Below are 21,982 nucleotides of genomic sequence, written 5' to 3'. Positions count from 1 at the left end.
GAATAGGAATGGGGAGTCAGGTGGCGCAGAGCTTGGAACGCGTGAGGAAACGACGCTCCCGCCCATTATCAAGGCTAAACATCCCGCCACGGCCGTCGATCACGTCGATGATCAAATCCGTGTGCTTCCACACCTCGTACTGACTACCCGAAATGTAGAATGGCATGCCGCCAATCTCTCCTAGTAAAACATCGTGCTCACCGATGCGGAAATCCCCTTGCGCGTAACACATCGGGGCCGAGCCATCGCAGCAGCCTCCGGACTGGTGGAACATCACAGGCCCATGATCGGCAACGATCTCGGACAGGAATTCCAGCGCTTCAGGGGTGGCAGACACCTTGTCCAGTTTTTCAGACATGATCCGCCTCCTTCATCTTGGCGAAAATACCCTCGGGGGGGTGTGGGGGACCGAAAGCCCCCCACGCGTTCCGGAGTTAGAAGAAGCCCAGTTTCTTGGGGCTATAGCTGACCAGCATGTTCTTGGTCTGCTGATAGTGCTCCAGCATCATCTTGTGGTTCTCGCGGCCAACACCGGACTGCTTGTAGCCACCGAACGCCGCGTGTGCGGGGTACGCGTGGTAGCAGTTGGTCCAGACACGGCCTGCCTCGATGGCACGGCCAAAGCGGTAGCAGGTGTTCGCATCACGCGACCAGACGCCTGCACCCAGACCGTAGAGGGTGTCGTTCGCGATCTCGAGAGCTTCTTCCGCGTCCTTGAAGGTCGTGACCGACACAACGGGGCCAAATATCTCTTCCTGGAAGATGCGCATCTTGTTGTGGCCCTTCATCACGGTCGGCTTGACGTAGTAGCCGTTCTCGAGATCACCACCCAGAATGTTGCGATCGCCGCCAGCCAGAACTTCCGCACCTTCATCGCGACCGATCTGGATGTAGCTCAGGATCTTTTCCAGCTGCTCTTGCGACGCCTGCGCACCGATCATGGTGTTGGGGTCCAACGGGTCGCCCTGAACGATTTCTTCAACACGCTTCAGAGCGCGCTCCATGAACTTCTCGTAGATCGATTCCTGGATCAGTGCGCGGCTGGGGCAGGTGCAAACTTCGCCCTGGTTCAGCGCGAACATCACAAAGCCTTCGATCGCCTTGTCAAAGAAGTCGTCGTCATGTGCTGCAACGTCTTCGAAGAAGATGTTCGGCGACTTGCCACCCAGCTCCAGAGTTACGGGGATCAGGTTTTCCGACGCGTACTGCATGATCAGGCGACCGGTCGAGGTTTCGCCGGTGAATGCGATCTTCGCGATGCGCTTGGACTGTGCCAGCGGCTTGCCGGTTTCCAGACCAAAGCCGTTGACGACGTTCAGAACGCCTGCGGGGATGACATCGGCCAGCAGTTCACACAGAACCATGATCGCTGCGGGGGTCTGCTCTGCAGGCTTCAGAACGATGCAGTTGCCGCCTGCCAGTGCAGGTGCCAGTTTCCAGCATGCCATCAGCAGGGGGAAGTTCCAGGGAATGATCTGGCCAACAACACCCAGAGGCTCGTGGAAGTGGTACGCGATGGTGTCTGCGTCGATTTCCGAGATCGAGCCTTCCTGAGCGCGCAGAGCGCCAGCAAAGTAGCGGAAGTGGTCGATCGCCAGCGGCAGGTCAGCCGCCATGGTTTCGCGGATCGGCTTGCCGTTGTCCCAAGTTTCACATGTCGCCAGCAGCTCCATGTTTTCTTCCATGACGTCTGCGATTTTCAGCAGAACAGCTGCGCGCTCGGTGGTCGATGCGTGACCCCATGCCGCTTTGGCTGCGTGCGCTGCGTCCAGCGCCGCTTCGACGTCGGTCGCGTCCGAACGGGCGATTTCACAGATTTTGCCGCCAGTGATGGGGCTGCCGTTGTCAAAGTAACGGCCTGCTGCGGGGGCAACGAACTTGCCGCCGATGAAGTTGTCATAACGCTCTTTAAAGGGCGACACACGGTTGGCCGAACCGGCCTGAGCCATCTCGTTCATGATATTCCTCCTCGTTGACCCGGCCTATCCTCCGACCGGGATTGAGAGGACGATGCCCACCCTTTTGGCCCTGCGCATCCCCACCAAAGTCTCATGTTTCGGGGGAGTGTCTCAGGACTGAGACAGTTAGTGAGACTTTTCGGAAATCCCGAGGCGCTTCATCCGGCGGTACATGGTCGCCCGCCCGATTCCGAGCGCTTTGGCGGCCGCAGAGACGTTGCCATCCGCCCGCGACAGGGCCCGCATGACAGCTGCGCGCTCGGCCCCTTCGAATCCTTTGGGCGATTCTTCGGAGCGGCCGAGCAGGTCCACAGCGGGGATCGGACGCAATTCGCCCTCGGTCGGCAAATCTAACGCGGCGCGGGCGAGACGTGTGGCACCAACAACCAAATCATCCTGATCCACCGCGAGCAGTGAACCTTCGCGAGCGTCATCCCCTGCAACAATGATCCGCGCCTTGGGGAAAGTTGCGCGGAAGAAGTCTGTCTCGATCTGGCGGGCTGTTTGTTCCACCATCGCAGAGATCAGTTGATTGAAGCCTTCGGTCTGGTCGCTGCGGGCTGAGGAGACATCCAGCGCGCCCAATAGCTGCCCGTTCGGTCCGAAGATCGGTGCGTCCATACAGCTGAGCCCTGTGTTCCGCGCGATAAAATGGTCATCTCGGTGGATCGTCACGCGGCGGCGCTCTGCCAGACAGGTGCCGATGCCATTGGTGCCCTCAGCCTCTTCGCTCCAGTTGCCACCGGACCACAGGCCCCAGTCCGAGAATACCTCGGCGTCGCCGTCATTCACACGGTGCTGCAAAACGATTCCGCGCGCGTCGGTCAACAGAACCGCGCAGCCCGACTGCCCCACCAGCGCATACAGGTTGTCCACCCGCGGCGTCGCGCTGCGCAGGAAGCTGTCGTTGGATTCCACAAGCACATTCAGTTCGCGTTGGGTCAGACGCTGAGGCCCCTGCCCTGTCGCGGGATCGATGCCGTGCCGCACCAAGGACCGCCGCCAAGACGCGGCCAAACGCGACAACGCTGCCGCAGAACTGGACTCGACAACGGACAGCACGCGGTCTGCGTGGTTATGAAGCTCGGACATGAGTACCTCCCTCATACAGCGCGCCTCACTTCGTCCTCACTCGGCAGGCGTGCGCGCGTAGTGTCCTGCAACGACAAATGGCCCGCAAGGTCTGAAACCTTGCGGGCCATCGTCAATTGGTCCTACTGCAGCGGATTACCGCCCGCCGTCTTCTCCGTCATCACCCGCTTCGCCGTCGGTGTGGTCGGGCAAGTCCAATTCCTTGGGCTTGTTGCGAGCGTCCGCAGTATCCGAGACGTCGTCGGCTTCGCCTTCAACGATCGCTTCGTTCTCTTTCTTGACCCGCATCGGAACGGACGAGCCGTCCTTGTTCTCGGCCCAAGTGAGGGTCTGGTAAGGGAACGGGATCTCGATACCGCGCTCATCGAAGATGCGCTTGATGATCTCGTTATAGGCACGGCCAATGCCCCACTGATCGCCGGGACGGGTTTTAATCCGGCCACGCAGAACGATGGCACTGTCACCAAAGCTGTTCAGACCAAACCATTCAAAGTCACCAGTGATCTTGGCGCCATTTTCACCCTCTTTTAGCTCATTAAAGGCATCGAACATGGCTTCTTTCACCTCGGGCACGCTCTCGCGATAGGCCACGCCCATGTCGGCAACAAAGTAGCCGTATTCCATCATGTAGTTGGACACCATGTCGACACTGCTGAACGGAATCATGTGGTAGATGCCCTGATAATCCCGCAGCGACACCGATCGGATGGTCAGCTTTTCGACCACACCGGTGGTGCCATTCAGGGTGATCACGTCGCCGACGTTAATCACACCCTCGAATTGAATGAAGATACCGGTGATGATGTCCTGCACCATCTTCTGCGCACCAAAACCAATGGCCAGACCGAGCACACCAGCCGAAGCCAGCAGCGGCGCGATATCCAGGCCAATTTGCGAGAGCACGAACATCAGCGTGATGATGATCAGCGCGATGGTCGCCGCATTGCGCAGCAGGCTCAGCAGCGTGGTCTCGCGCGAACTTGGGGCGGAGCCCCAGTCGGGGTTTAGACGATAATCCACCCAAGAGGTCAGCGACAGCCAGATCAGGCAGGACACTGCAAGGATCAGGATCACGCTAATGGTCTTGGCCGACAGATTTGCCCCGAAGTTCGACGCCAATGCTGCACCAAGGTCAAACACACCCAACGCGTTCAGCGCAAAGACGACAACGAACAGGAATAGCACAACGCGCAAGCCAGCCAGCACTTTGGGCACGAACTTGTTCAAGCGCGATTCCAGCAGCGGCAGACGCTCTTTCCACGAGGCGGGCAAGCGCACGCCATGGCGCACAAAGTGGGTCAGCCAGCCAGAAGCCATCATGCCGATCAGGACAACCAGCGCGACTTGGGCCGTATTCACAAACGTTTGGAACACAACGGTGGTGGAGCGGGTCATGACGATCACGAACACGCCTGCCAAATACAGCAGCACCGGCCAGTGCCAGTTGCGCGCCAAAACGCGCGCTGCCCCTTTGGGAGCGTCTTCTTCGTCGCGCCCCAGCAGATAGCTGGCCACATTGGTGCGGTTACGCAGAACGGTCGCGATGATAATGCCCAGAACCAGCAGCGCGAGGATTAGCGTCACTGCACGGCCTGTCATATAGGACAGATCATTGTTCACGACGGGCACGACCAGCAGCTGGCCATAGCCCAGTAGACCGATCAGCAGGTTCAACCGGCGCGACACGTAACCGGCGGTATCGTCATTCAGCGGGAACATCCGCAAGCTTGACGTTGCGGGAGAGAAGATCAGGCGCACGACGACTTTGATCAGCTCGACCACAAGGAAGGCGTTCAGATACAGTGTCTGACGGATGCCGATCTCGCCGAATTCACCAAAGACCATGAGCGCGAGCGCATAGCCCGTGAGCCACGAAATCAAAACGATCAGGACGTCGATCGCGCCGGACAGAAAGAACAAACCGACAGAACGCAGGAAGAGACTGTCAGAAGCCTTGGTCCCCAGACGCTTGTAATAGCTCGTTGCAAAGCTGCGCAGCACAATGAACACCGCGATGGTCGAGACGATCACCAGTGCCAAGTCCTTGAACGTTGCCAGAAGGTCCGAAGCATCATCAGAGTCGAGCGACGTCAGCGTCGACACCGAAAAGGTGATCTGACGCCAGATTTGCGCACTCTGCGCTGTCAGGTCCTCGGCCAACCCTTTGGTAAAGGTCGCGATTTGGCGGCCAAGTGACACGTCGTCTGCTTGCGTGATGTCATCGACCGTTTGCGCGGCCTCATCAGCAATGGTTGTTTCGCTTTGATCAGAAGAGCCCTCGGAATCCGAAGACGAGTCCGAGTTGTCGATCTCCCGAAGGGCTTCGATCAGCCTCTCTCGTGTGGAATCGTTCTGGAGGACATCGATAAGTTTATCGGTTTCAGCACTCTGACTAGAAGATGTGTCAGATGCGGAAGTGTCAGAGGACATCGCTGCACCGCTGTCCTGCGCCAGCAAAGCGCCGGACCACATCAACATCAGTGCCACGACACAGGCCAGCATCAGCTTTGACAGGGTCGAAAGGGGGCGGATCATTTTTCGGAAGTTCTTCTCGGTCATTAATTACAGTTGGTTCGGCCCTGAGTGCTACAGAGAAACGCGCACAGCAAGATGGGCCGAATACGGCTATGCTTTGGGACAAAAGCCCCGCAGCACATGAAAGGTTCCCTATCGCTTAACCTTTTGAGCAAAAATTTCATTAGCCAAGCGCTCAATCACGCCATCACGATCCTGTCGGTTGGCTGAAAAAATGCCATAATTCGGGTGACATCACCGATTTGACGCAGCACTGTCTGTTCCATGTTTGATGCCGCCCTACGTCCCTTGATCGACCCCACTTTGAACCGCTTGGGAGCCCAGATGGCGCGGGCTGGCCTTAGCGCGAACGCGGTTACGCTGGTCGGATTGGCCTTAGGCCTTGGTGCGGCTGGGACAATCGCCACAGGGCACGTGGGCTGGGGACTGGCACTGATGCTGGCGAGCCGATTGGCCGACGGGCTGGATGGTGCCATCGCCCGCGCAACGCGGAAGACCGACTTTGGCGGCTATCTGGATATCACCTGTGACTTTCTATTCTACGGCGCAATTCCTCTGGGGTTCGTTATCCTAGACCCCACTTCGAACGCGCTGGCTGGGGCCTTCTTGCTGACCAGCTTCTACTTCAATGGGGCAAGTTTTCTGGGCTATGCCATCCTTGCCGAAAAGCACCGGATGCACACGTCCGCCCGTGGTTCCAAATCTCTGTATTTTACCGGCGGCATCCTAGAAGGCGCAGAAACCATCGGCTTTTTTATCCTGATCTGCCTATGGCCTGTGCTGTTTGCCCCCGCGTCCTATGTCTTTGGCGCGCTGTGCTTTGTCACCGCCGTGTCGCGCATTCTGTTGGCCCGCCAAGTGTTCGGGTCCCCCGTCCAAGAGGAGGAAAAGATTTGATGAAACGCCTGACTGCGGCCTGTGCCGCGTCCCTGCTGGCCACAACGGCTTTTGCCCAACCCGATCCCACTGATTGGGATGCCGTCCTCGAAGAGGCGCGCGGGCAAACCGTGTACTGGAACGCATGGGGCGGCTCGACAACCACCAATGACTTTATCGCATGGGTCGGGGACCGCGTGGCCGAAGAGCATGGCGTCATTCTCAAGCACGTGAAACTCACCGATACTGCTGATGCCGTGGCCCGTGTTCTGGCCGAACAGCAGGCTGGCACAAACGAAGGCGGCGCAATCGACATCATCTGGATTAACGGTGAAAACTTCGCCTCGATGAAACGTCAGGACCTGCTCTTTGGCCCCTTTGCCGAAGACCTGCCAAATTGGCAGTACGTGGATACCGAGGGCAAGACTGTCCAGACCGACTTCACCATCCCGACCGAAGGCTATGAGAGCCCATGGGCCATGGCTCAGGTCGTCTTTATGTATGACACCGCCGATATCGACACGCCCCTGCCGTCGATGGACGCCATCCTGGAATGGGCACAGGCCCATCCCGGTCGCTTCACCTACCCCCAACCGCCGGATTTCCTAGGCGCGACCTTCCTCAAGCAGGCGCTGCTGGACTTGGTCGAGGACCCTGCCCCGCTGATGGAACCAGCCACGCCCGAGACCTTTGCCAAAGTGTCGGCCCCCGTTTGGGATTTCCTCGAAGAACTGACTCCGAACCTGTGGCGCGAAGGCGAGACCTATCCGCAAAGCGGCCCTCAGCAGATCCAACTGCTCAATGACGACGAGATTGATCTGGCGATCAGCTTCAGCCCGGGCGAAGCCTCGACCGCGATCTCGAACTTCGAGCTGCCTGACACCGTGCGGACGTTTGTTCTGGACAAGGGCACCTTGGGCAACGCCAGCTATCTGGCCATTCCCTACAATGCGAATGCGGCGGCAGGGGCGATGGTTGTCGCGAACTTCATTCTGTCGCCCGAAGCGCAGGCCCATGGTTTGGACCCGTTGAACCTGGGTTACGGCACGGTTCTGGACATGGATAAACTGTCTGACGATCAGAAAGCGGCCTTTGATGCGATCGATTTGGGCATTGCGACGTTGACGCCGGCTGAACTGGGCACGGCCCTACCTGAACCCCACCCCAGCTGGATGGAGATGCTCGAGACCGAGTGGACCGCCCGCTACGGGGTCCAGTGACGCCAAGCCTGACATGGGTTCCCCGCCTGACGCTGGCCGCCTTGGTGCTGCCGGTCGGGGCGGGGCTATGGGGTGTGATTGCCCCCCTCTTGGGTCTGGTCCAGATCACCGGTGCCGACCCTACTGAGGCGATTGATGCACTGCTCGCTTGGCCCGGCCTCGGGCCCTCTGCGCTGCTGAGCGTGACCACAGGCGTTTCTGCAACCCTGCTCGCGCTGTCCTTGGTCGTGCTGATCCTGTCCCAACTGCATGGCAGACCCGCGCTGGATTGGCTTCGCCGTTTGCTCTCGCCACTGCTGTCGGTGCCCCACGCGGCCGCAGCTTTTGGTCTGGCATTTCTGATTGCACCGTCAGGATGGGTGGTGCGGCTCTTTAGCCCTTGGGCGACCGGATGGGACCAACCGCCGGACCTGCTGATCCTGAACGATCCTTGGGGCCTAACACTGACCCTAGGCCTTGCTATCAAAGAGGCGCCCTTTCTGCTGCTCATGAGCCTTGCCGCGCTGGGGCAAACAAGGGCCGACCAGTCGATCCTGATTGCACGGGCGCTGGGGCACAGTGCCTCTGGCGCTTGGCTAAAAACGGTCTTTCCAGCGGTCTACGCCCAAATCCGACTGCCAGTCTATGTGGTGCTGGCTTATTCGATGACAGTGGTAGACGTGGCGCTCATCCTTGGGCCGACGCGGCCGAGCACTCTGTCCGTTCAAATCCTGCGATGGATGTCTGATCCTGATCTGGCCTACCGTCTGCAAGGCGCGGCCGGAGCCTTGGTCCAATTAGCACTCGTCGTGGGCGTCATGGCCCTGTGGTGGGTGTCAGAGCAAATCATCGCAGCGTCGGGCAAGGCATGGGTCATGGGCGGAAATCGGAGCATTGGGCTTGATCGCCTGCGTCCACTCGCTCGCATTCTTGGGACGCTTTCATCGCTGGGGGTGTTGCTGGGGCTGGCTGGACTAATGATCTGGTCCTTCGCGGGGCAATGGCGCTATCCCGATGTGCTGCCCGACCAAATGACCTTGCGCAGTTGGCAACGGTTTGCGCCGCAACTGACAGATCCGCTGATCGAGACCGCCCTGATCGCACTGGCCAGCACTAGCATCGCCCTGATCCTATGTATTGGCAGCCTAGAGGCCGAGACTCGACACAACCTGCGCCCTACAGGGCGCGCGATGGCCCTGCTGTACCTGCCGCTACTAATCCCGCAAATCGCGTTCTTGCCGGGGCTGCAGGTGCTGCTCCTGCAATCAGGTCTCACGTCGGGGCGCTGGGTGGTGGTTCTGTCCCATCTGGTCTTTGTGCTGCCCTATGTCTTCTTGTCGTTGTCCGATCCTTGGCGTGCGTGGGATCGTCGATATGGCACCGTAGCCAGTGCGCTTGGGTCCAGCCCCGATGGCGTTCTGTTTCGTGTGCGTTTGCCAATGTTGCTGGCCCCCCTTCTGACGGCCGCAGCAGTCGGGTGCGCGGTGTCCGTCGGGCAATACCTGCCCACCCTTCTCGCTGGCGGGGGGCGCGTGGCTACGATCACGACCGAAGCCGTCGCGCTGAGTTCCGGTGGGAACCGCCGTGCCATCGGGGTTTACGCCGTGGCTCAAACTCTCGCCGCGCTCATCCCCTTTGCAATCGCGCTTGGACTGCCCAGACTGGTCCACCGCAACCGCCGTGCCTTGATACCGGAGACCCGATGACCACCGGACTGACCCTGAAATCCCTGCGCATTACCCGCGGCGAGACTGAGTTGCTTGCAATCGACACTGATGTACCTTCGGGCGCTGTGCTGTCTGTCATGGGTCCCTCTGGTGCGGGCAAATCTACGCTGCTGGCTGCACTGACGGGCACGCTGGCTCCTGCGTTTCATCTCCAAGGACGCGTGATTCTGAACGGTCGCGATATCACAAACCTACCGACCGAAGCGCGGCGCGTCGGCATTCTATTTCAGGACGACCTGCTATTTCCCCATTTGAGCGTCGGTCAAAATATGGCCTTCGGATTGGCCAAAGGCGGTACCCGCGCCGAGCGCCGAGCGAAAATCGAAACCGCGCTGGCGGATGTGGGACTAGAGGGCTTCTTCGAGCGCGATCCGGCGACCTTGTCCGGCGGACAAAAGGCACGGGTCGCCCTGATGCGGATGCTGCTGAGTGCGCCAGAGGCGCTGCTACTGGACGAGGCGTTCAGTGGTCTGGATCCGGCCTTGCGTGAACAAATACGGGCGCTGGTGTTTACCCGCGCCCGCACTTTGAATTTACCTGTGGTGATGGTGACCCACGACCCCGCCGATGCAGAGGCCGCGGACGGGCCCATCTTGAAAATCGGTTAGGCCGCGCTGCGCGGGTCCACCAGATTGCGCAGGATGTCATCCTTGGTGATCTGACCGATGATCTGGCCGTCCTTGATCACAGCGAGCGGAGTTTCGGTGCCCATGATGCGCTGCATCACGTCGCCCACCGGCATCCCTGCATCCACCTGATCGGTCGCCAGAGAGGTCGCGGGCGACATGATATCGCCCGCGCGCAAAACACCCAGCGGGTTCATGTGCGCCACAAACTCGGTCACATAGTCGTCTGCAGGCTTCGAGAAGATCTCTTGTGGGGTGCCGCACTGGACAATCCGCCCACCTTCCATAATCGCGATCCGATTGCCGATCTTGAACGCTTCGTCCAGATCGTGGCTCACGAAGATGATGGTGCGGTTCAGCTTCTGCTGAAGCTCCAGAAGTTCGTCCTGAAGTTTGGCGCGGATCAGCGGGTCAAGCGCACTGAAGGGTTCGTCCATCAAGAGGATCGGCGCGTCGGTCACGAACGCGCGGGCCAGACCCACACGCTGCTGCATGCCGCCGGACAGCTCACCGACCTTCCGGTCGGCCCACTGGGACAGACCCACGAGGTCGAGTTGAGTTTCAACCTTGGAGTCGCGCTCCGCCTTGTCCATACCGCCAAGTTCCAGACCCAGCTGCACGTTCTCGCGCACGGTCCGCCAGGGCAGCAGACCGAACTGCTGAAAGACCATGGCGATCTGGCTCAGACGCATCCGGCGCAGGTTGGTTTTGTCCGCATGGGTGATGTCCACCATCTGGTTGCCGTCATTGACCAGAACCGAGCCGCGCACGACAGGGTTCAGGGCATTCACAGCACGCAGCAGGGTCGATTTGCCTGAGCCAGACAGCCCCATAAGCACCAGAATTTCACCGGTCCCAACCTCCAGCGAACAATTATGGACGCCCAAGACCTGACCGCATTCCTGTTGGACGGTGCCGCGGTCGGCGCCCTTGTCCATCAGGGGCAGCGCGCTTTGGGGTTTGTCGCCAAAGACGATGGAGACGTTGTCGAATTTAACAGCCGTACTCATTTCTTCTCCCCTTTACTCAGCATCCGATCCAGCATGATGGCGACAACCACGATGACAAAGCCAGACTCAAAGCCGAGCTTGGTGTTCACCTGATTCAGCGCACGCACCACGGGCACGCCAAGGCCATCCGCACCAACCAGCGCAGCGACCACAACCATCGACAGCGACAGCATGATTGTCTGGTTCAGGCCCGCCATGATCTGCGGAAGGGCATAGGGAAGTTCGACCTTGTACAGGACCTGATTGGGCGTTGCACCGAACGCGCGCGCCGCTTCAAGCAGCTGCTGCGGGGTCGAGGAGACACCCAGATAAGTCAGTCGGATCGGCGCAGGCAGCACGAAGATCACGGTCGCAATCAGGCCCGGCACCATGCCGATGCCGAAAAAGACGATCGCGGGGATCAGGTAAACAAAGGTCGGAAGGGTCTGCATCAGGTCGAGCACCGGACGCAAATATGTGTAAACCTTGGGCTTGTGGGCGGCGAAAATCCCGATGGGCACGCCAACGGCCATACAGACCACACAGGCGGACATCACCAGCGTGATGCTTTCGGTGGTTTCCTCCCAATAGTCCTGATTCAGGATGAACAGGAAGCCAGCGAAGACAAACGCACAGATTTTCCAGTTGCGCTGCAGGACCCATGTCAGAGCGACAAAGACCGCGATCACCACCAGCGGATGCGGGGTCTGAAGCAGCCACAGGATGGCATTGATCAGCCAGTCCATCGCATCGGACAGGCCTTCGAAAAAGAATTCGGCGTTGTCGCGCAGGAAGTCGAACACGACCTCGGCGCCTTCGCCTACCGGAATTTTGTTATCGGTTAACCAATCTAGCATCTATCACTCGTTCTCTGTTCGGAGGGACAACCTTGAGAAAGGGGCCCGACATTGATCCGGGCCCCGATAGGTCGGTGATTAGAGACCGAGGTGCGCTTTGACAGCGGCAACCGCGTCGCCACCGTCGATGGTGGTCACGCCTTCGAACCAAGGTTCGATTTCTGCGAAGTTTGCTTTCAGCCAGGTTTCGGTCGCATCATCTGCTTCTTCGCCGTCGTTCAGGATTTTGCCCATGACTTCGTTTTCCATGGCGAGGCTGAACTTCATGTTCTTGAGCAGCTGACCAACGTTCGGGCACTCGTCTGCGTAACCGGTACGAGTGGTGGTATAGACTACACCTTCACCGCCAAAGAAGTCTTCACCGCCGGGCAGGTACTTCAGTTCGAAGTTTGCGTTCATGGGGTGGGGTTCCCAGCCCAGAAAGACAACATCTTCTTGGTCTTTGTAGTTACGCTCGACCATCGCCAACATGCCCTGCTCCGAGCTTTCGACGACTTCGAACTCACCCAGACCATGGGTGTCATTCTCGGTCAGCCCGATCAGGTAGTCGTTGCCTTCGTTGCCGGGCTCGATGCCATAGATTTTGCCGTCCAGCGACTCTTCGAATTTCGCGATGTCACCATAGGACTGCAGGCCACGCTCCCAAGTGTAGGCGGGAACGGCCAGAGTGTACTTGGTCCCTTCGAGGTTCACGACCAGCTGCTCGATCTCGCCTTTGTCGAGGTAGGGCTGGATGGCGCCGGATTGCGCGGGGATCCAGTTGCCGAGGAACACGTCAACGTCGTCGCTTTCGAGCGAGGCAAAGGTCACGGGAACCGACAGAACCTTGGTGTCTACGTCGTAGCCCAGACCTTCGAGGATGTGAGTCGCGGTTGCGGTGGTGGTGGTGATGTCTGTCCAGCCCACGTCCGAGAAGGTCACTTCCGAGCAATCCGCGAATGCGGGCGAAGCGGCGATGACGGCCAGAGCAGAGATGGTTGCCTTGAATTTCATCTGTATTTTTCCCTGATTTGTTTGAGTGTGGTTTTGTTGATTGACTGGTCAATAAAAATCTGGTCTCGGTGAGAGAGTCAACGAAAAACCCGAATTGACAGGGTTTTGTGGCGCATTGGACCAGTTTTTATGCGGTTTGCGAGGGGTTTGGAGTTCATTCCCATTTTGCAAGATCGCACTTGCAACACGAGGAGGACACCGAGAGATGACCGAAACGAAACGGCCGAACATCCTGATTTTGATGGTAGACCAGCTCAATGGCACGCTCTTTCCGGATGGACCGGCAGACTTTCTGCACGCGCCCAACCTGAAAAAGCTGGCCGCGCGGTCCACGCGTTTCCGGAATTCTTATACGGCCTCTCCGTTGTGCGCACCTGGCCGCGCCTCCTTTATGTCCGGGCAGTTGCCCAGTGATACGGGTGTCTACGACAACGCCGCAGAATTCACATCGTCAATCCCGACATACGCGCACCATTTGCGCCGTGCGGGGTATCAGACATGTCTGTCAGGTAAAATGCACTTTGTCGGCCCTGACCAGATGCACGGCCTAGAAGAACGCCTGACCACCGACATCTATCCCGCCGATTTTGGCTGGACCCCGGACTACCGCAAACCCGGCGAGCGGATCGACTGGTGGTACCACAATATGGGCAGCGTCACCGGCGCGGGCGTGGCTGAGATCAGCAACCAGATGGAGTATGATGACGAGGTCGCCTACAACGCCACCCGCAAGATCTATGATCTGGGCCGCGGTCTGGACGACCGTCCATGGTGTCTGACCGTCAGCTTTACCCACCCGCACGACCCCTATGTTGCACGCAAGAAATACTGGGATCTGTACGAGGATTGCGAGCACCTGCTGCCCGAAGTCGGCGCAATCCCCTACGAAGAGCAGGACAACCACTCCAAGCGCATCTTCGACGCGAATGACTGGCGCAGCTTTGACATCACCGAAGACGACATCAAGCGCTCGCGCCGCGCTTACTTCGCCAACATCTCGTACCTCGACGACAAGATCGGCGGCATTCTCGAGGCATTGGACGGCACCCGCCAGACCGAGAACACCATCATCCTGTTCGTGTCAGACCACGGCGATATGCTTGGCGAGCGCGGCCTCTGGTTTAAAATGTCGTTCTACGAGGGCTCGTCCCGCGTGCCGATCATGATCGCTGCCCCACAGATGGAGCCCGGTTTGGTCACCGAGCCCGCGTCGAACATCGACATCTGCCCGACCGTTTGTGATCTGGCTGGCGTCAGCATGGAAGAGGTCATGCCGTGGACCACCGGCGAGTCGCTGGTGCCCTATGGTCAGGGCAAAACCCGAGAAACCCCTGTCGCGATGGAGTACGCGGCAGAGGCTTCGTACGCTCCCATGGTCTGCCTGCGTCAGGGCAAATACAAGTTCACGCGCTGCACTCTGGACCCCGAGCAACTGTTTGATCTGGAAAAGGACCCGCACGAACTGACCAACGTCGCTGGCGATCCCGAATACGCGGACGTTCTGGCTGAGTTCCAAGCCGAAGCCGATCGCCGCTGGGATTTGGAGCGCTTTGATGCGGATGTACGTTTCAGTCAGGCGCGCCGCTGGGTGGTCTACGAATCTCTGCGGAACGGTGAATACTACCCTTGGGACTACCAGCCCCTGCAAAAGGCCTCCGAACGCTACATGCGCAACCACATGGATCTGAACGTCCTAGAGGAAAACAAGCGCTTCCCCCGCGGCGAGTGACAAGCGATCTGCCAGCGGTGGCAAGCCGCTGGCCCTTGACCTTTGGTTTCAATCTGTTGGACCCTGCGGCATTCCCCGCGGGGTCTTTTCGTTTCACAAAGGTCAGCCATGTCTCCGGACCAGTTTCCATCGCCAGACACCTTGCGCGCCGATATCGGTGACGCGGCTTGGGTGGACGTGATGCAGGCTGTAGATCGGACCTATGCAGAACTGGTCGACTACCAGGAACAACTGGAAACGCGGAATGCTGAGTTAGAGGCGTTGCGGACATTTCTGTCGTCGATCATGCATTCGATCAGTGATTATCTGGTGGTGACCGACACCGCCGATTGCATCGCAGACGCCAGCCGGTCGTTCTGCAAGGCAGTGGGCCTGCCCGTGGAAAAGTTGGTCGGCCAACCGATTGCAGGCTTTCTGTCGGGGACCAGCAGCGCCGATCTCATGACTGCGATTTCGCGCACCATGGCGCAGCGGGCCGAAAAAACGGCCGAGGCTGAGCTCTCCACCACCATCGGGCCAGAGCCTGTGGAATTCCGCGTATCGCCCCGTCTGCGGGCAGGACGCAAAAGAGCAGGCGTGATCCTGACGGGCCGTCCCTTGGGCGAACTACGCCGCGCCTACTCAGAGCTGGAAACCAGCCACGAGGAACTGAAGCAGGCTCAGACCCAGCTGGTCCGCAATGAAAAACTGGCCTCCTTGGGCCGCCTCTTGGCCGGTGTGGCGCACGAGTTGAACAACCCGATCAGTTTTGTCTACGCGAACACCCACGCGCTGGAGAAATACATCAACCGGTTCGAGACCTATTTTGACCGCGTGCAATCGGGGGCCTCTCGGGATGAATTGGTGACCCTGCGCGCCAACCTGAAGCTGGACCGCGACCTTCGCAATCTGCGCACCGCCATCAACGGCGCCCGCGACGGGGCGGAGCGGGTCAAGAACATCGTCGAAGACCTGCGCCGCCTATCCGCCGAAGGGTCGGGTGAATTGCGCCCCACGGATCTTGTCCAGACCGCCCGTATTTCCGCCGACTGGGTCGAGCGCGGCAGCAAGAGCCATGTCAAAATCACCTTTAGCGGCGCCGAGCCATGCATCGCCCACGCCCGCGGCGGTCACATCCAACAAGTCTTGATGAACTTGATCCAGAACGCTGTCGACGCCATGTCAGGACAACCCGATGCCACGCTGGACATCGCCACCCGCTACGAGGACACCCGCGCGATTATCGAGGTGACTGACAACGGCCCCGGCATTCCCGACAGCGCCAAGGCCAAAATTTTCGACCCCTTCTTCACGACCAAAGAGGTCGGCCAAGGTACCGGCCTCGGGCTGTCGATCAGTCACAAGATCGCTGATGAACACGGGGGTGCGTTGGAATTGGTTCCGACCGACAGCGGCACACGTTTCCGGCTGACCCTGAATCGGGGAGATCAGACATGAATATCCTATGGCTCCAATCTGCGGGCTGCGGCGGCTGCACCATGTCCCTGCTCTGCGCCGAGGACCCCAATGTGCTGGACCTGCTCGAAGGGGCGGGTCTGGACCTGCTGTGGCACCCGTCCTTGTCCGAGGCCACAGGGGCCGAAGTACGCCGGATGCTGGACGCGATTCTGGCGGGGGAGCAGCAGCTGGACATCCTGTGTGTCGAAGGCTCCATCCTGCGCGGCCCCAACGGCACAGGCCGTTACCACATGCTAGCCGGCACGGGCCGCCCGATGCTGGAGTGGGTCCGCGATCTGGCTGGCATCGCCAGCCACGTGGTCGCCGTGGGCACGTGCGCGGCCTATGGCGGGATGAGCTCGGCAGGCGAAAACCTGACCGACGCAGTGGGCTTGCAGTACGACGGCGGGCACGCGGGCGGGATCTTTCCCGCGACGTGGCGCAGCAAGTCTGGCCTGCCGGTCGTGAACGTGGCGGGCTGCCCAACCCACCCTGACTGGGTCACCGAAACCCTGATGCTGATCAAGGCCGGTGCCCTGACCGAAAACGCGCTCGACGGCCTCGCCCGTCCTCGCTTTTATGCGGACACTTTGGTCCACCATGCCTGCACCAAGAATGAGTTCTACGAATACAAAGCCAGCGCCGAACACCTTTGTGAAATGGGCTGTATGATGGAGCATCTTGGCTGCGTCGGCACCCAAGCCGTCGGCGACTGTAACACCCGAGGCTGGAACGGCGCGAACAGCTGCACACGGGCAGGCTACCCCTGCATCAACTGCACCGCGCCCGAGTTCGAGGAACCCGGTCACGGCTTTACCGAGACCCCGAAATTCGCGGGCATCCCCGTGGGACTGCCCACCGACATGCCGAAAGCGTGGTTCATGGCCCTCGCCAGCCTGTCCAAGGCCGCGACCCCGAAACGACTGGCGGAAAACGCGGTGTCCGACCGCGTGACCGTGCCGCCAACTCTGCGAAAGCCCAAACCATGACGACCCTGCTTGTTGGACCCTTTAACCGTGTCGAAGGGGATCTGGAAATCCGGCTTGAGGTGCAGGACGGTCAGGTGTCAGCAGCCTATGCCAATTCGCCCCTGTTTCGTGGGTTTGAACGGATGATGGTGGGCAAAGGTCCCTTGGACGCCCTGACAATTACACCACGCATCTGCGGGATTTGTTCGATCAGCCAGTCTATGGCGGCTGCGGCAGCGCTGGCCGATCTGGCAGGCGTCCAGCCCGCGCCTGAGGGGGCGAAGGTCGCGGCCCTGCTTCATATGATCGAGAATGTCTCGGACCACATGGCGCATTTCAACCTGTTCTTCATGCCGGATTACGCTCGCGCAGTATATGCGAGTACAGACTGGCACGGGCAGGTATTGGAGAGATTCACGGCGGGCCAAGGCAGTGCCCTACGCCGCGCGATCGAGGCCCGCGCAGACCTGCTGCACGTTGTTGGAATGCTCGGAGGAAAGTGGCCGCACACTCTGGCGATCCAGCCGGGTGGGGTCACCCGCACGCCCACCGCACGGGACCTAATCCGTATCGGCGCGACCTTGCAGGCGTTCCGACGGTATCTGGAGGCCGAAACCTTTGGCGGCAAGCTAGAGGATTTCGCAGCTTTGGACAGCATTGAGGCGCTGGAAGCGTGGAACGGTGGAGACGCCGCCCTGTTCCTGCGCGTTGCAGATGCATCCGGCACGGCAAAGATGGGCCAAGGGTCAGGGCGCTACATGAGCTTTGGCGCCTACCCCCTGCCCGACGGCCGCGTCTTCGGTGCCGGCACGTGGGACAATGGCACCGAAGCGCCCGTGGACTTCAGCGCGATCCAAGAAGACATCAGCCACGCATGGATGCTTGGAGATCCAGCGCACCCGACGCAGGGCGAAACGATCCCCGACGAGATGATGCGTGAAGAGGCCTACAGTTGGTGCAAGGCGCCGCGCCTCGCCGGTCGGACATTTGAGACCGGCGCACTGGCGCGGCAGATCATCGTTGGGCACCCTTTGGCACGGGCGCTGGCGGCAGAGAGCGGTGTACGGGCGCGGGTCGTCGGGCGCCTGCTGGAACTGGCGCTGACACAGATCGAGATGGAACGCTTGCTGCGCAGCATCCAACCCGAAGAGCGGTTCATGGATCAGGTCGCACTGCCTGCAGACGGCACCGGCGTCGGTGTGGTCGAGGCCGCGCGGGGGGCCTTGGGGCATTGGATCAGCGTCGAGGATGGCGCGATCAGCAACTACCAGATCATCGCGCCGACCACGTGGAATTTCAGCCCCCGTGACAGCGCAGGCACCGCCGGTCCGGTCGAGGCCGCCTTGGTGGGCGCACCAGTCGCCGAGGGCGAAGATACCCCGCTTTCGGTCCAGCACATCGTCCGCAGTTTTGACCCCTGCATGGTCTGTACGGTTCACTGATGCAAGGTCTGCGCATCAGGGTGCGTGGTCAGGTCCAAGGAGTCGGCTTTCGACCCTTTGTCTGGACTTTAGCGCAGGATTTGGGCGTCACGGGCCATGTGCTGAACGATCCCGAAGGCGTGCTAATCGAAGCCTATGGACCCGTGGCTTCCTTGCCCGATCTGATCCACAGTAAAGCGCCACCTTTGTCCCGCATTGATGCGATCGAGGTATCAGAAATCACGGGCAAATCGCCCGCAGATTTTCGCATCATTGCGTCAAGCGGCACCGGGGCCGAAACCCGTGTGACACCAGATGCCGCGACATGCGCGGAGTGTCTGGCAGAAACCCAAACACCGACAGATCGTCGCTATGGGTATGCTTTTGCCAACTGTACCCATTGCGGGCCCCGCTACACAATCCTGCGGGCGTTACCCTACGACCGTGCGCAGACCACCATGGCAGAGTTCCCGATGTGCCCGGACTGTGCCTCGGAATACGCCGACCCTGCGGACAGACGGTTTCACGCGCAGCCCATCGCCTGCCCCGTTTGCGGACCGCGCCTGTGGATCGAACCCGCACACGAGGACCCAATAGCCGAGGCCGCAGCGCGCCTGCGGCACGGGGAAATTTTGGCCATCAAGGGGCTTAGCGGCTTCCATCTGGCTTGCGATGCACGGAACGCAGGTGCCATCGCAAACCTGCGTCGGCGCAAGCACCGGCCCGCGAAACCCTTTGCTCTGATGGGGACGCTCGCGATGATCCGCCAGCATGCATCCCCGACAGAGGCAGAGGTCGCCCTCTTGTCAGATCCATCCGCGCCGATCGTGCTGCTGTCCAGCAACGGCACCCTTCCCGAGGGCGTCGCCCCGAACCAAAACACATACGGCTGGATGCTGCCCTATACCCCTCTGCATCACCTGCTGATCGAGGCCTTTGGCGGGCCTCTGGTGATGACCAGCGGGAACCTGTCGGGCGAGCCGCAGGTCATCGGCAATGATGAAGCACGCGAGAAACTGGCGCCCTTTGCCGATGCGTTCCTGATGCATGACCGCGATATTGCGCGGCGGTTGGATGATAGCGTCGAGCGGATCACCCTGCACGGCCCCATGGTTTTAAGGCGGGCGCGAGGGCGCGTACCGGGGACTTTGCCCCTGCCCAAAGGGTTCGAGGATGCGCCGCAGGTTGTGGCCTATGGCGGGCAGATGAAAGCAGCGCTTTGCCTGATCAAAAACGGGCAGGCCCTATTGGGTCACCATCTAGGAGAACTGGATGAGGCTCTGACATGGGAGGCATTCCAGCAGGCCGACCGCGATTATGCAGCGCTATTTGATCACAAGCCACAGGTCGTGGCGGTGGACCTGCACCCCGATTTCCGCGCCTCTCGACACGGAACCGCGCGGGCCGAGGCCGAGGGATTAATCCTGCAGGAAGTGCAGCATCACCACGCCCACATCGCAACGTGCATGGGCGAAAACCTGTGGCCTCTGGATGAGGGCAAGGTCGCGGGGATCATACTGGATGGGCTCGGGCTTGGGCCGGACGGGACCGTCTGGGGCGGGGAAATCTTGCTGGGGGATTATCTTGGTTTCGAGCGGGCTGCGCATTTGTCACCCGCGCCGCTGGTCGGTGGAGATAGGGCGCAAGCAGAGCCTTGGCGGAATGCTTTGGCGCGACTGGATCAGGCAGGGCTTTCTGATTGGGCGGATGCGCTATTTCCAGATGCGCCCCGAGACATGCTGCGAATGGCGGCTGCGCGCGGGCTGAATGCGCCGATGTCCACCAGCGCAGGGCGGCTCTTCGATGCAGTGGCCGCATGCCTAGGTATCTGTTCGGCGGGCCAGAGTTATGAAGGCGAGGCCGCGATGACCCTAGAAGCGCTCGCACTGAAGGCCCCGTCGCCTGACCCGCACCACGCCTACCAAATGCCCGAAACCCCCAACGGCTTTGACGCGAGCCAGATGTTCAAAGCCATCCGCGCAGACCTAGGCACTCAAACCAGCATCCAGACGATCGCATGGCGCTTTCATGCCGGACTGGCGCAGACGTTTGCCACTGCGGCTGCGGCACTGGTCAAGGATGGTCAGGCCAAGGCCGTTGCCCTATCTGGCGGGTGCTTTCAGAACGCGCTGCTGCTTGATCTGACCCTTCGCGCGCTTGGCGACACACCAGTGCTGATCCACACCAAGACTCCGGCCAATGACGGCGGGCTGGCCTTGGGGCAAGCGCTGGTTGCAGCAGCCCGCGCAACAGCTACGCCGGAAAGTATGTAACCAACAGGGTGGAAAGCTGGCAGCATTCCATCCGAATGCAACCGCAGCACCAAGCCCAATAGTTACAGCAAGCCCCTGATCTGACAGCGTTTTAAATGTGTGCCGCCGGTGCACCCATTCGCTTTGATCGAAATCGTCACCTGTCCGACATTCAGACTAACGGAATGTATGCAATTGCATCCCGACGGAATCGATCCAGTTAGGGGAGGACCAGTTTTGAGCCAGATCGAAACCTTCTACGACGTCATGCGGCGTCAAGGGATCACGCGGCGGAGCTTTATGAAGTATTGCTCTCTGACTGCGGCGGCCCTGGGCCTGAGCCCAAGCTTTGTACCCAAAATCGCCCACGCCATGGAAACCAAGCCGCGTACGCCGGTGATCTGGGTTCACGGTCTGGAGTGTACCTGTTGTTCGGAATCCTTCATCCGCGCCGCGCACCCGCTGGCCAAGGATGTGGTTCTGTCGATGATTTCGCTCGACTACGATGACACGCTGATGGCGGCGGCAGGTCACGCGGCGGAAGCTGCGCTGGAAGATACCATCGAGAAGTACAAGGGCAACTACATCCTTGCCGTTGAGGGCAACCCGCCCTTGAACGAAGATGGCATGTTCTGCATCACCGGCGGCAAGCCCTTTGTCGAAAAGCTGCGCTATGCTGCCAAAGACGCCAAGGCGATCATCAGCTGGGGTGCCTGTGCATCCTATGGCTGTGTGCAAGCGGCGAAACCGAACCCGACCCAAGCGACACCGGTTCACAAGGTCATCACCGACAAGCCGATCATCAAGGTTCCGGGCTGCCCACCCATCGCCGAGGTCATGACCGGTGTGATCACCTACATGCTGACCTTTGACCGTTTGCCCGAGCTGGACCGTCAGGGCCGCCCCGCGATGTTCTACAGCCAGCGCATCCACGACAAATGCTACCGTCGTCCGCACTTCGACGCCGGCCAGTTTGTCGAGACATGGGACGACGAGCACGCGCGCAAGGGCTATTGCCTGTACAAGATGGGCTGCAAAGGCCCGACCACCTACAACGCATGCTCCACCATCCGCTGGAACGAAGGCGTCAGCTTCCCAATCCAATCGGGTCACGGCTGTATCGGTTGTTCGGAAGACGGCTTCTGGGATCAGGGCAGCTTCTATGACCGCGTCACCGACCTGACCCAGTTCGGCATCGAAGCGAACGCAGACAAGGTCGGCCTGACCGCTGCCGGTGTCGTCGGCGCAGGTGTCGCCGCCCACGCCGCGATCAGCGCGCTGAAGGCTGCCCAAAAGAAAACTCAAGACAAAGAGGAGGCGTAA

General features: G+C 60.1%; 17 protein-coding genes. 10 read left to right on the top strand and 7 right to left on the bottom strand.

Going from position 1 to position 21,982, the window contains the following annotated elements; all coding sequences use genetic code 11:
* Positions 1-16 precede the first annotated feature (16 nt).
* The 4 genes from N4A58_RS11835 to N4A58_RS11820 form a co-directional block, all read right to left on the bottom strand.
* Entirely contained in the window at positions 17-358 is a 342-nt protein-coding gene (locus tag N4A58_RS11835) for a DUF779 domain-containing protein (RefSeq protein ID WP_293709865.1), read from the bottom strand.
* A gap of 76 nt (positions 359-434) precedes the next feature.
* The gene (gene adh, locus N4A58_RS11830; RefSeq protein ID WP_072709535.1) at positions 435-1,958 is read right to left on the bottom strand and encodes an aldehyde dehydrogenase; all 1,524 of its coding nucleotides are present in this window, start codon (positions 1,956-1,958) and stop codon (positions 435-437) included.
* Positions 1,959-2,084: 126 nt separating this feature from the next.
* Positions 2,085-3,050: a GAF domain-containing protein gene (locus N4A58_RS11825; RefSeq protein WP_293709862.1), complete on the bottom strand. Its 966-nt coding sequence runs from the start codon at positions 3,048-3,050 to the stop codon at positions 2,085-2,087.
* A 135-nt stretch (positions 3,051-3,185) separates the two neighbouring features.
* Positions 3,186-5,585: a mechanosensitive ion channel domain-containing protein gene (locus N4A58_RS11820; RefSeq protein ID WP_293709860.1), complete on the bottom strand. Its 2,400-nt coding sequence runs from the start codon at positions 5,583-5,585 to the stop codon at positions 3,186-3,188.
* Between the two features lie 264 nt (positions 5,586-5,849).
* On the opposite strand from N4A58_RS11820, the gene N4A58_RS11815 reads away from it, so the two are divergent.
* The 4 genes from N4A58_RS11815 to N4A58_RS11800 are packed head-to-tail and all read left to right on the top strand — an operon-like array spanning position 5,850 to position 9,995.
* Positions 5,850-6,482: a CDP-alcohol phosphatidyltransferase family protein gene (locus N4A58_RS11815; protein ID WP_293709858.1), complete on the top strand. Its 633-nt coding sequence runs from the start codon at positions 5,850-5,852 to the stop codon at positions 6,480-6,482.
* A complete protein-coding gene (locus N4A58_RS11810; protein ID WP_293709856.1) occupies positions 6,482-7,681 on the top strand; it encodes an ABC transporter substrate-binding protein in 1,200 nt (399 codons plus the stop codon). Before N4A58_RS11815 ends, N4A58_RS11810 begins: the two co-directional genes overlap by 1 nt.
* Positions 7,654-9,366: an ABC transporter permease gene (locus N4A58_RS11805; RefSeq protein ID WP_293709854.1), complete on the top strand. Its 1,713-nt coding sequence runs from the start codon at positions 7,654-7,656 to the stop codon at positions 9,364-9,366. Before N4A58_RS11810 ends, N4A58_RS11805 begins: the two co-directional genes overlap by 28 nt.
* Positions 9,363-9,995, top strand: coding sequence for an ATP-binding cassette domain-containing protein (locus tag N4A58_RS11800; protein WP_293709852.1), 633 nt, complete (start codon positions 9,363-9,365; stop codon positions 9,993-9,995). The genes N4A58_RS11805 and N4A58_RS11800 overlap by 4 nt, the downstream gene beginning before the upstream one ends.
* Here N4A58_RS11800 and choV read toward each other — a convergent pair.
* The 3 genes from choV to choX all read right to left on the bottom strand — a co-directional run bounded on the left by choV (position 9,992) and on the right by choX (position 12,852).
* Positions 9,992-11,023, bottom strand: coding sequence for a choline ABC transporter ATP-binding protein (choV, locus tag N4A58_RS11795; RefSeq protein ID WP_072709524.1), 1,032 nt, complete (start codon positions 11,021-11,023; stop codon positions 9,992-9,994). The two genes, N4A58_RS11800 and choV, sit on opposite strands and share 4 nt — an antisense overlap.
* A complete protein-coding gene (gene choW / locus N4A58_RS11790; protein ID WP_072709522.1) occupies positions 11,020-11,859 on the bottom strand; it encodes a choline ABC transporter permease subunit in 840 nt (279 codons plus the stop codon). Before choW ends, choV begins: the two co-directional genes overlap by 4 nt.
* A gap of 78 nt (positions 11,860-11,937) precedes the next feature.
* Positions 11,938-12,852, bottom strand: a complete 915-nt coding sequence (choX, locus tag N4A58_RS11785) for a choline ABC transporter substrate-binding protein (protein WP_072709520.1) — start codon at positions 12,850-12,852, stop codon at positions 11,938-11,940.
* A 205-nt stretch (positions 12,853-13,057) separates the two neighbouring features.
* On the opposite strand from choX, the gene betC reads away from it, so the two are divergent.
* The 6 genes from betC to N4A58_RS11755 all read left to right on the top strand — a co-directional run bounded on the left by betC (position 13,058) and on the right by N4A58_RS11755 (position 21,982).
* On the top strand, positions 13,058-14,581 hold the full coding sequence (gene betC / locus N4A58_RS11780; RefSeq protein ID WP_293709849.1) for a choline-sulfatase: 1,524 nt from the start codon (positions 13,058-13,060) through the stop codon (positions 14,579-14,581).
* Between the two features lie 108 nt (positions 14,582-14,689).
* Positions 14,690-16,018 carry an ATP-binding protein gene (locus tag N4A58_RS11775; RefSeq protein ID WP_293709847.1) on the top strand — a complete coding sequence of 443 codons (1,329 nt, stop codon included), beginning with the start codon at positions 14,690-14,692 and terminating at the stop codon, positions 16,016-16,018.
* The gene (locus N4A58_RS11770; protein ID WP_293709845.1) at positions 16,015-17,007 is read left to right on the top strand and encodes a HupU protein; all 993 of its coding nucleotides are present in this window, start codon (positions 16,015-16,017) and stop codon (positions 17,005-17,007) included. Before N4A58_RS11775 ends, N4A58_RS11770 begins: the two co-directional genes overlap by 4 nt.
* Complete coding sequence (locus tag N4A58_RS11765; RefSeq protein WP_293709843.1) at positions 17,004-18,428, top strand: nickel-dependent hydrogenase large subunit; 1,425 nt, start codon at positions 17,004-17,006, stop codon at positions 18,426-18,428. Before N4A58_RS11770 ends, N4A58_RS11765 begins: the two co-directional genes overlap by 4 nt.
* Complete coding sequence (gene hypF / locus N4A58_RS11760; RefSeq protein ID WP_293709841.1) at positions 18,428-20,680, top strand: carbamoyltransferase HypF; 2,253 nt, start codon at positions 18,428-18,430, stop codon at positions 20,678-20,680. Before N4A58_RS11765 ends, hypF begins: the two co-directional genes overlap by 1 nt.
* A 216-nt stretch (positions 20,681-20,896) precedes the next feature.
* The gene (locus tag N4A58_RS11755) at positions 20,897-21,982 is read left to right on the top strand and encodes a hydrogenase small subunit (RefSeq protein ID WP_293709839.1); all 1,086 of its coding nucleotides are present in this window, start codon (positions 20,897-20,899) and stop codon (positions 21,980-21,982) included.

This window comes from Donghicola sp. (assembly GCF_025210255.1).
GTDB lineage: Bacteria > Pseudomonadota > Alphaproteobacteria > Rhodobacterales > Rhodobacteraceae > Donghicola > Donghicola eburneus.
The sequence above is the reverse complement of the archived record's forward strand: the minus strand, read 5'-3'. Positions and strand labels throughout refer to the sequence as shown.

Bases quoted from the DNA above. Each gene is read 5' to 3' on its own strand.
- N4A58_RS11835 (WP_293709865.1), bottom strand. From the start codon at position 358: ATGTCTGAAAAACTGGACAAGGTGTCTGCCACCCCTGAAGCGCTGGAA.
- adh (WP_072709535.1), bottom strand. From the start codon at position 1,958: ATGAACGAGATGGCTCAGGCCGGTTCGGCCAACCGTGTGTCGCCCTTT.
- N4A58_RS11825 (WP_293709862.1), bottom strand. From the start codon at position 3,050: ATGTCCGAGCTTCATAACCACGCAGACCGCGTGCTGTCCGTTGTCGAG.
- N4A58_RS11820 (WP_293709860.1), bottom strand. From the start codon at position 5,585: ATGATCCGCCCCCTTTCGACCCTGTCAAAGCTGATGCTGGCCTGTGTC.
- N4A58_RS11815 (WP_293709858.1), top strand. From the start codon at position 5,850: ATGTTTGATGCCGCCCTACGTCCCTTGATCGACCCCACTTTGAACCGC.
- N4A58_RS11810 (WP_293709856.1), top strand. From the start codon at position 6,482: ATGAAACGCCTGACTGCGGCCTGTGCCGCGTCCCTGCTGGCCACAACG.
- N4A58_RS11800 (WP_293709852.1), top strand. From the start codon at position 9,363: ATGACCACCGGACTGACCCTGAAATCCCTGCGCATTACCCGCGGCGAG.
- choV (WP_072709524.1), bottom strand. From the start codon at position 11,023: ATGAGTACGGCTGTTAAATTCGACAACGTCTCCATCGTCTTTGGCGAC.
- choW (WP_072709522.1), bottom strand. From the start codon at position 11,859: ATGCTAGATTGGTTAACCGATAACAAAATTCCGGTAGGCGAAGGCGCC.
- choX (WP_072709520.1), bottom strand. From the start codon at position 12,852: ATGAAATTCAAGGCAACCATCTCTGCTCTGGCCGTCATCGCCGCTTCG.
- betC (WP_293709849.1), top strand. From the start codon at position 13,058: ATGACCGAAACGAAACGGCCGAACATCCTGATTTTGATGGTAGACCAG.
- N4A58_RS11775 (WP_293709847.1), top strand. From the start codon at position 14,690: ATGTCTCCGGACCAGTTTCCATCGCCAGACACCTTGCGCGCCGATATC.
- N4A58_RS11770 (WP_293709845.1), top strand. From the start codon at position 16,015: ATGAATATCCTATGGCTCCAATCTGCGGGCTGCGGCGGCTGCACCATG.
- N4A58_RS11765 (WP_293709843.1), top strand. From the start codon at position 17,004: ATGACGACCCTGCTTGTTGGACCCTTTAACCGTGTCGAAGGGGATCTG.
- hypF (WP_293709841.1), top strand. From the start codon at position 18,428: ATGCAAGGTCTGCGCATCAGGGTGCGTGGTCAGGTCCAAGGAGTCGGC.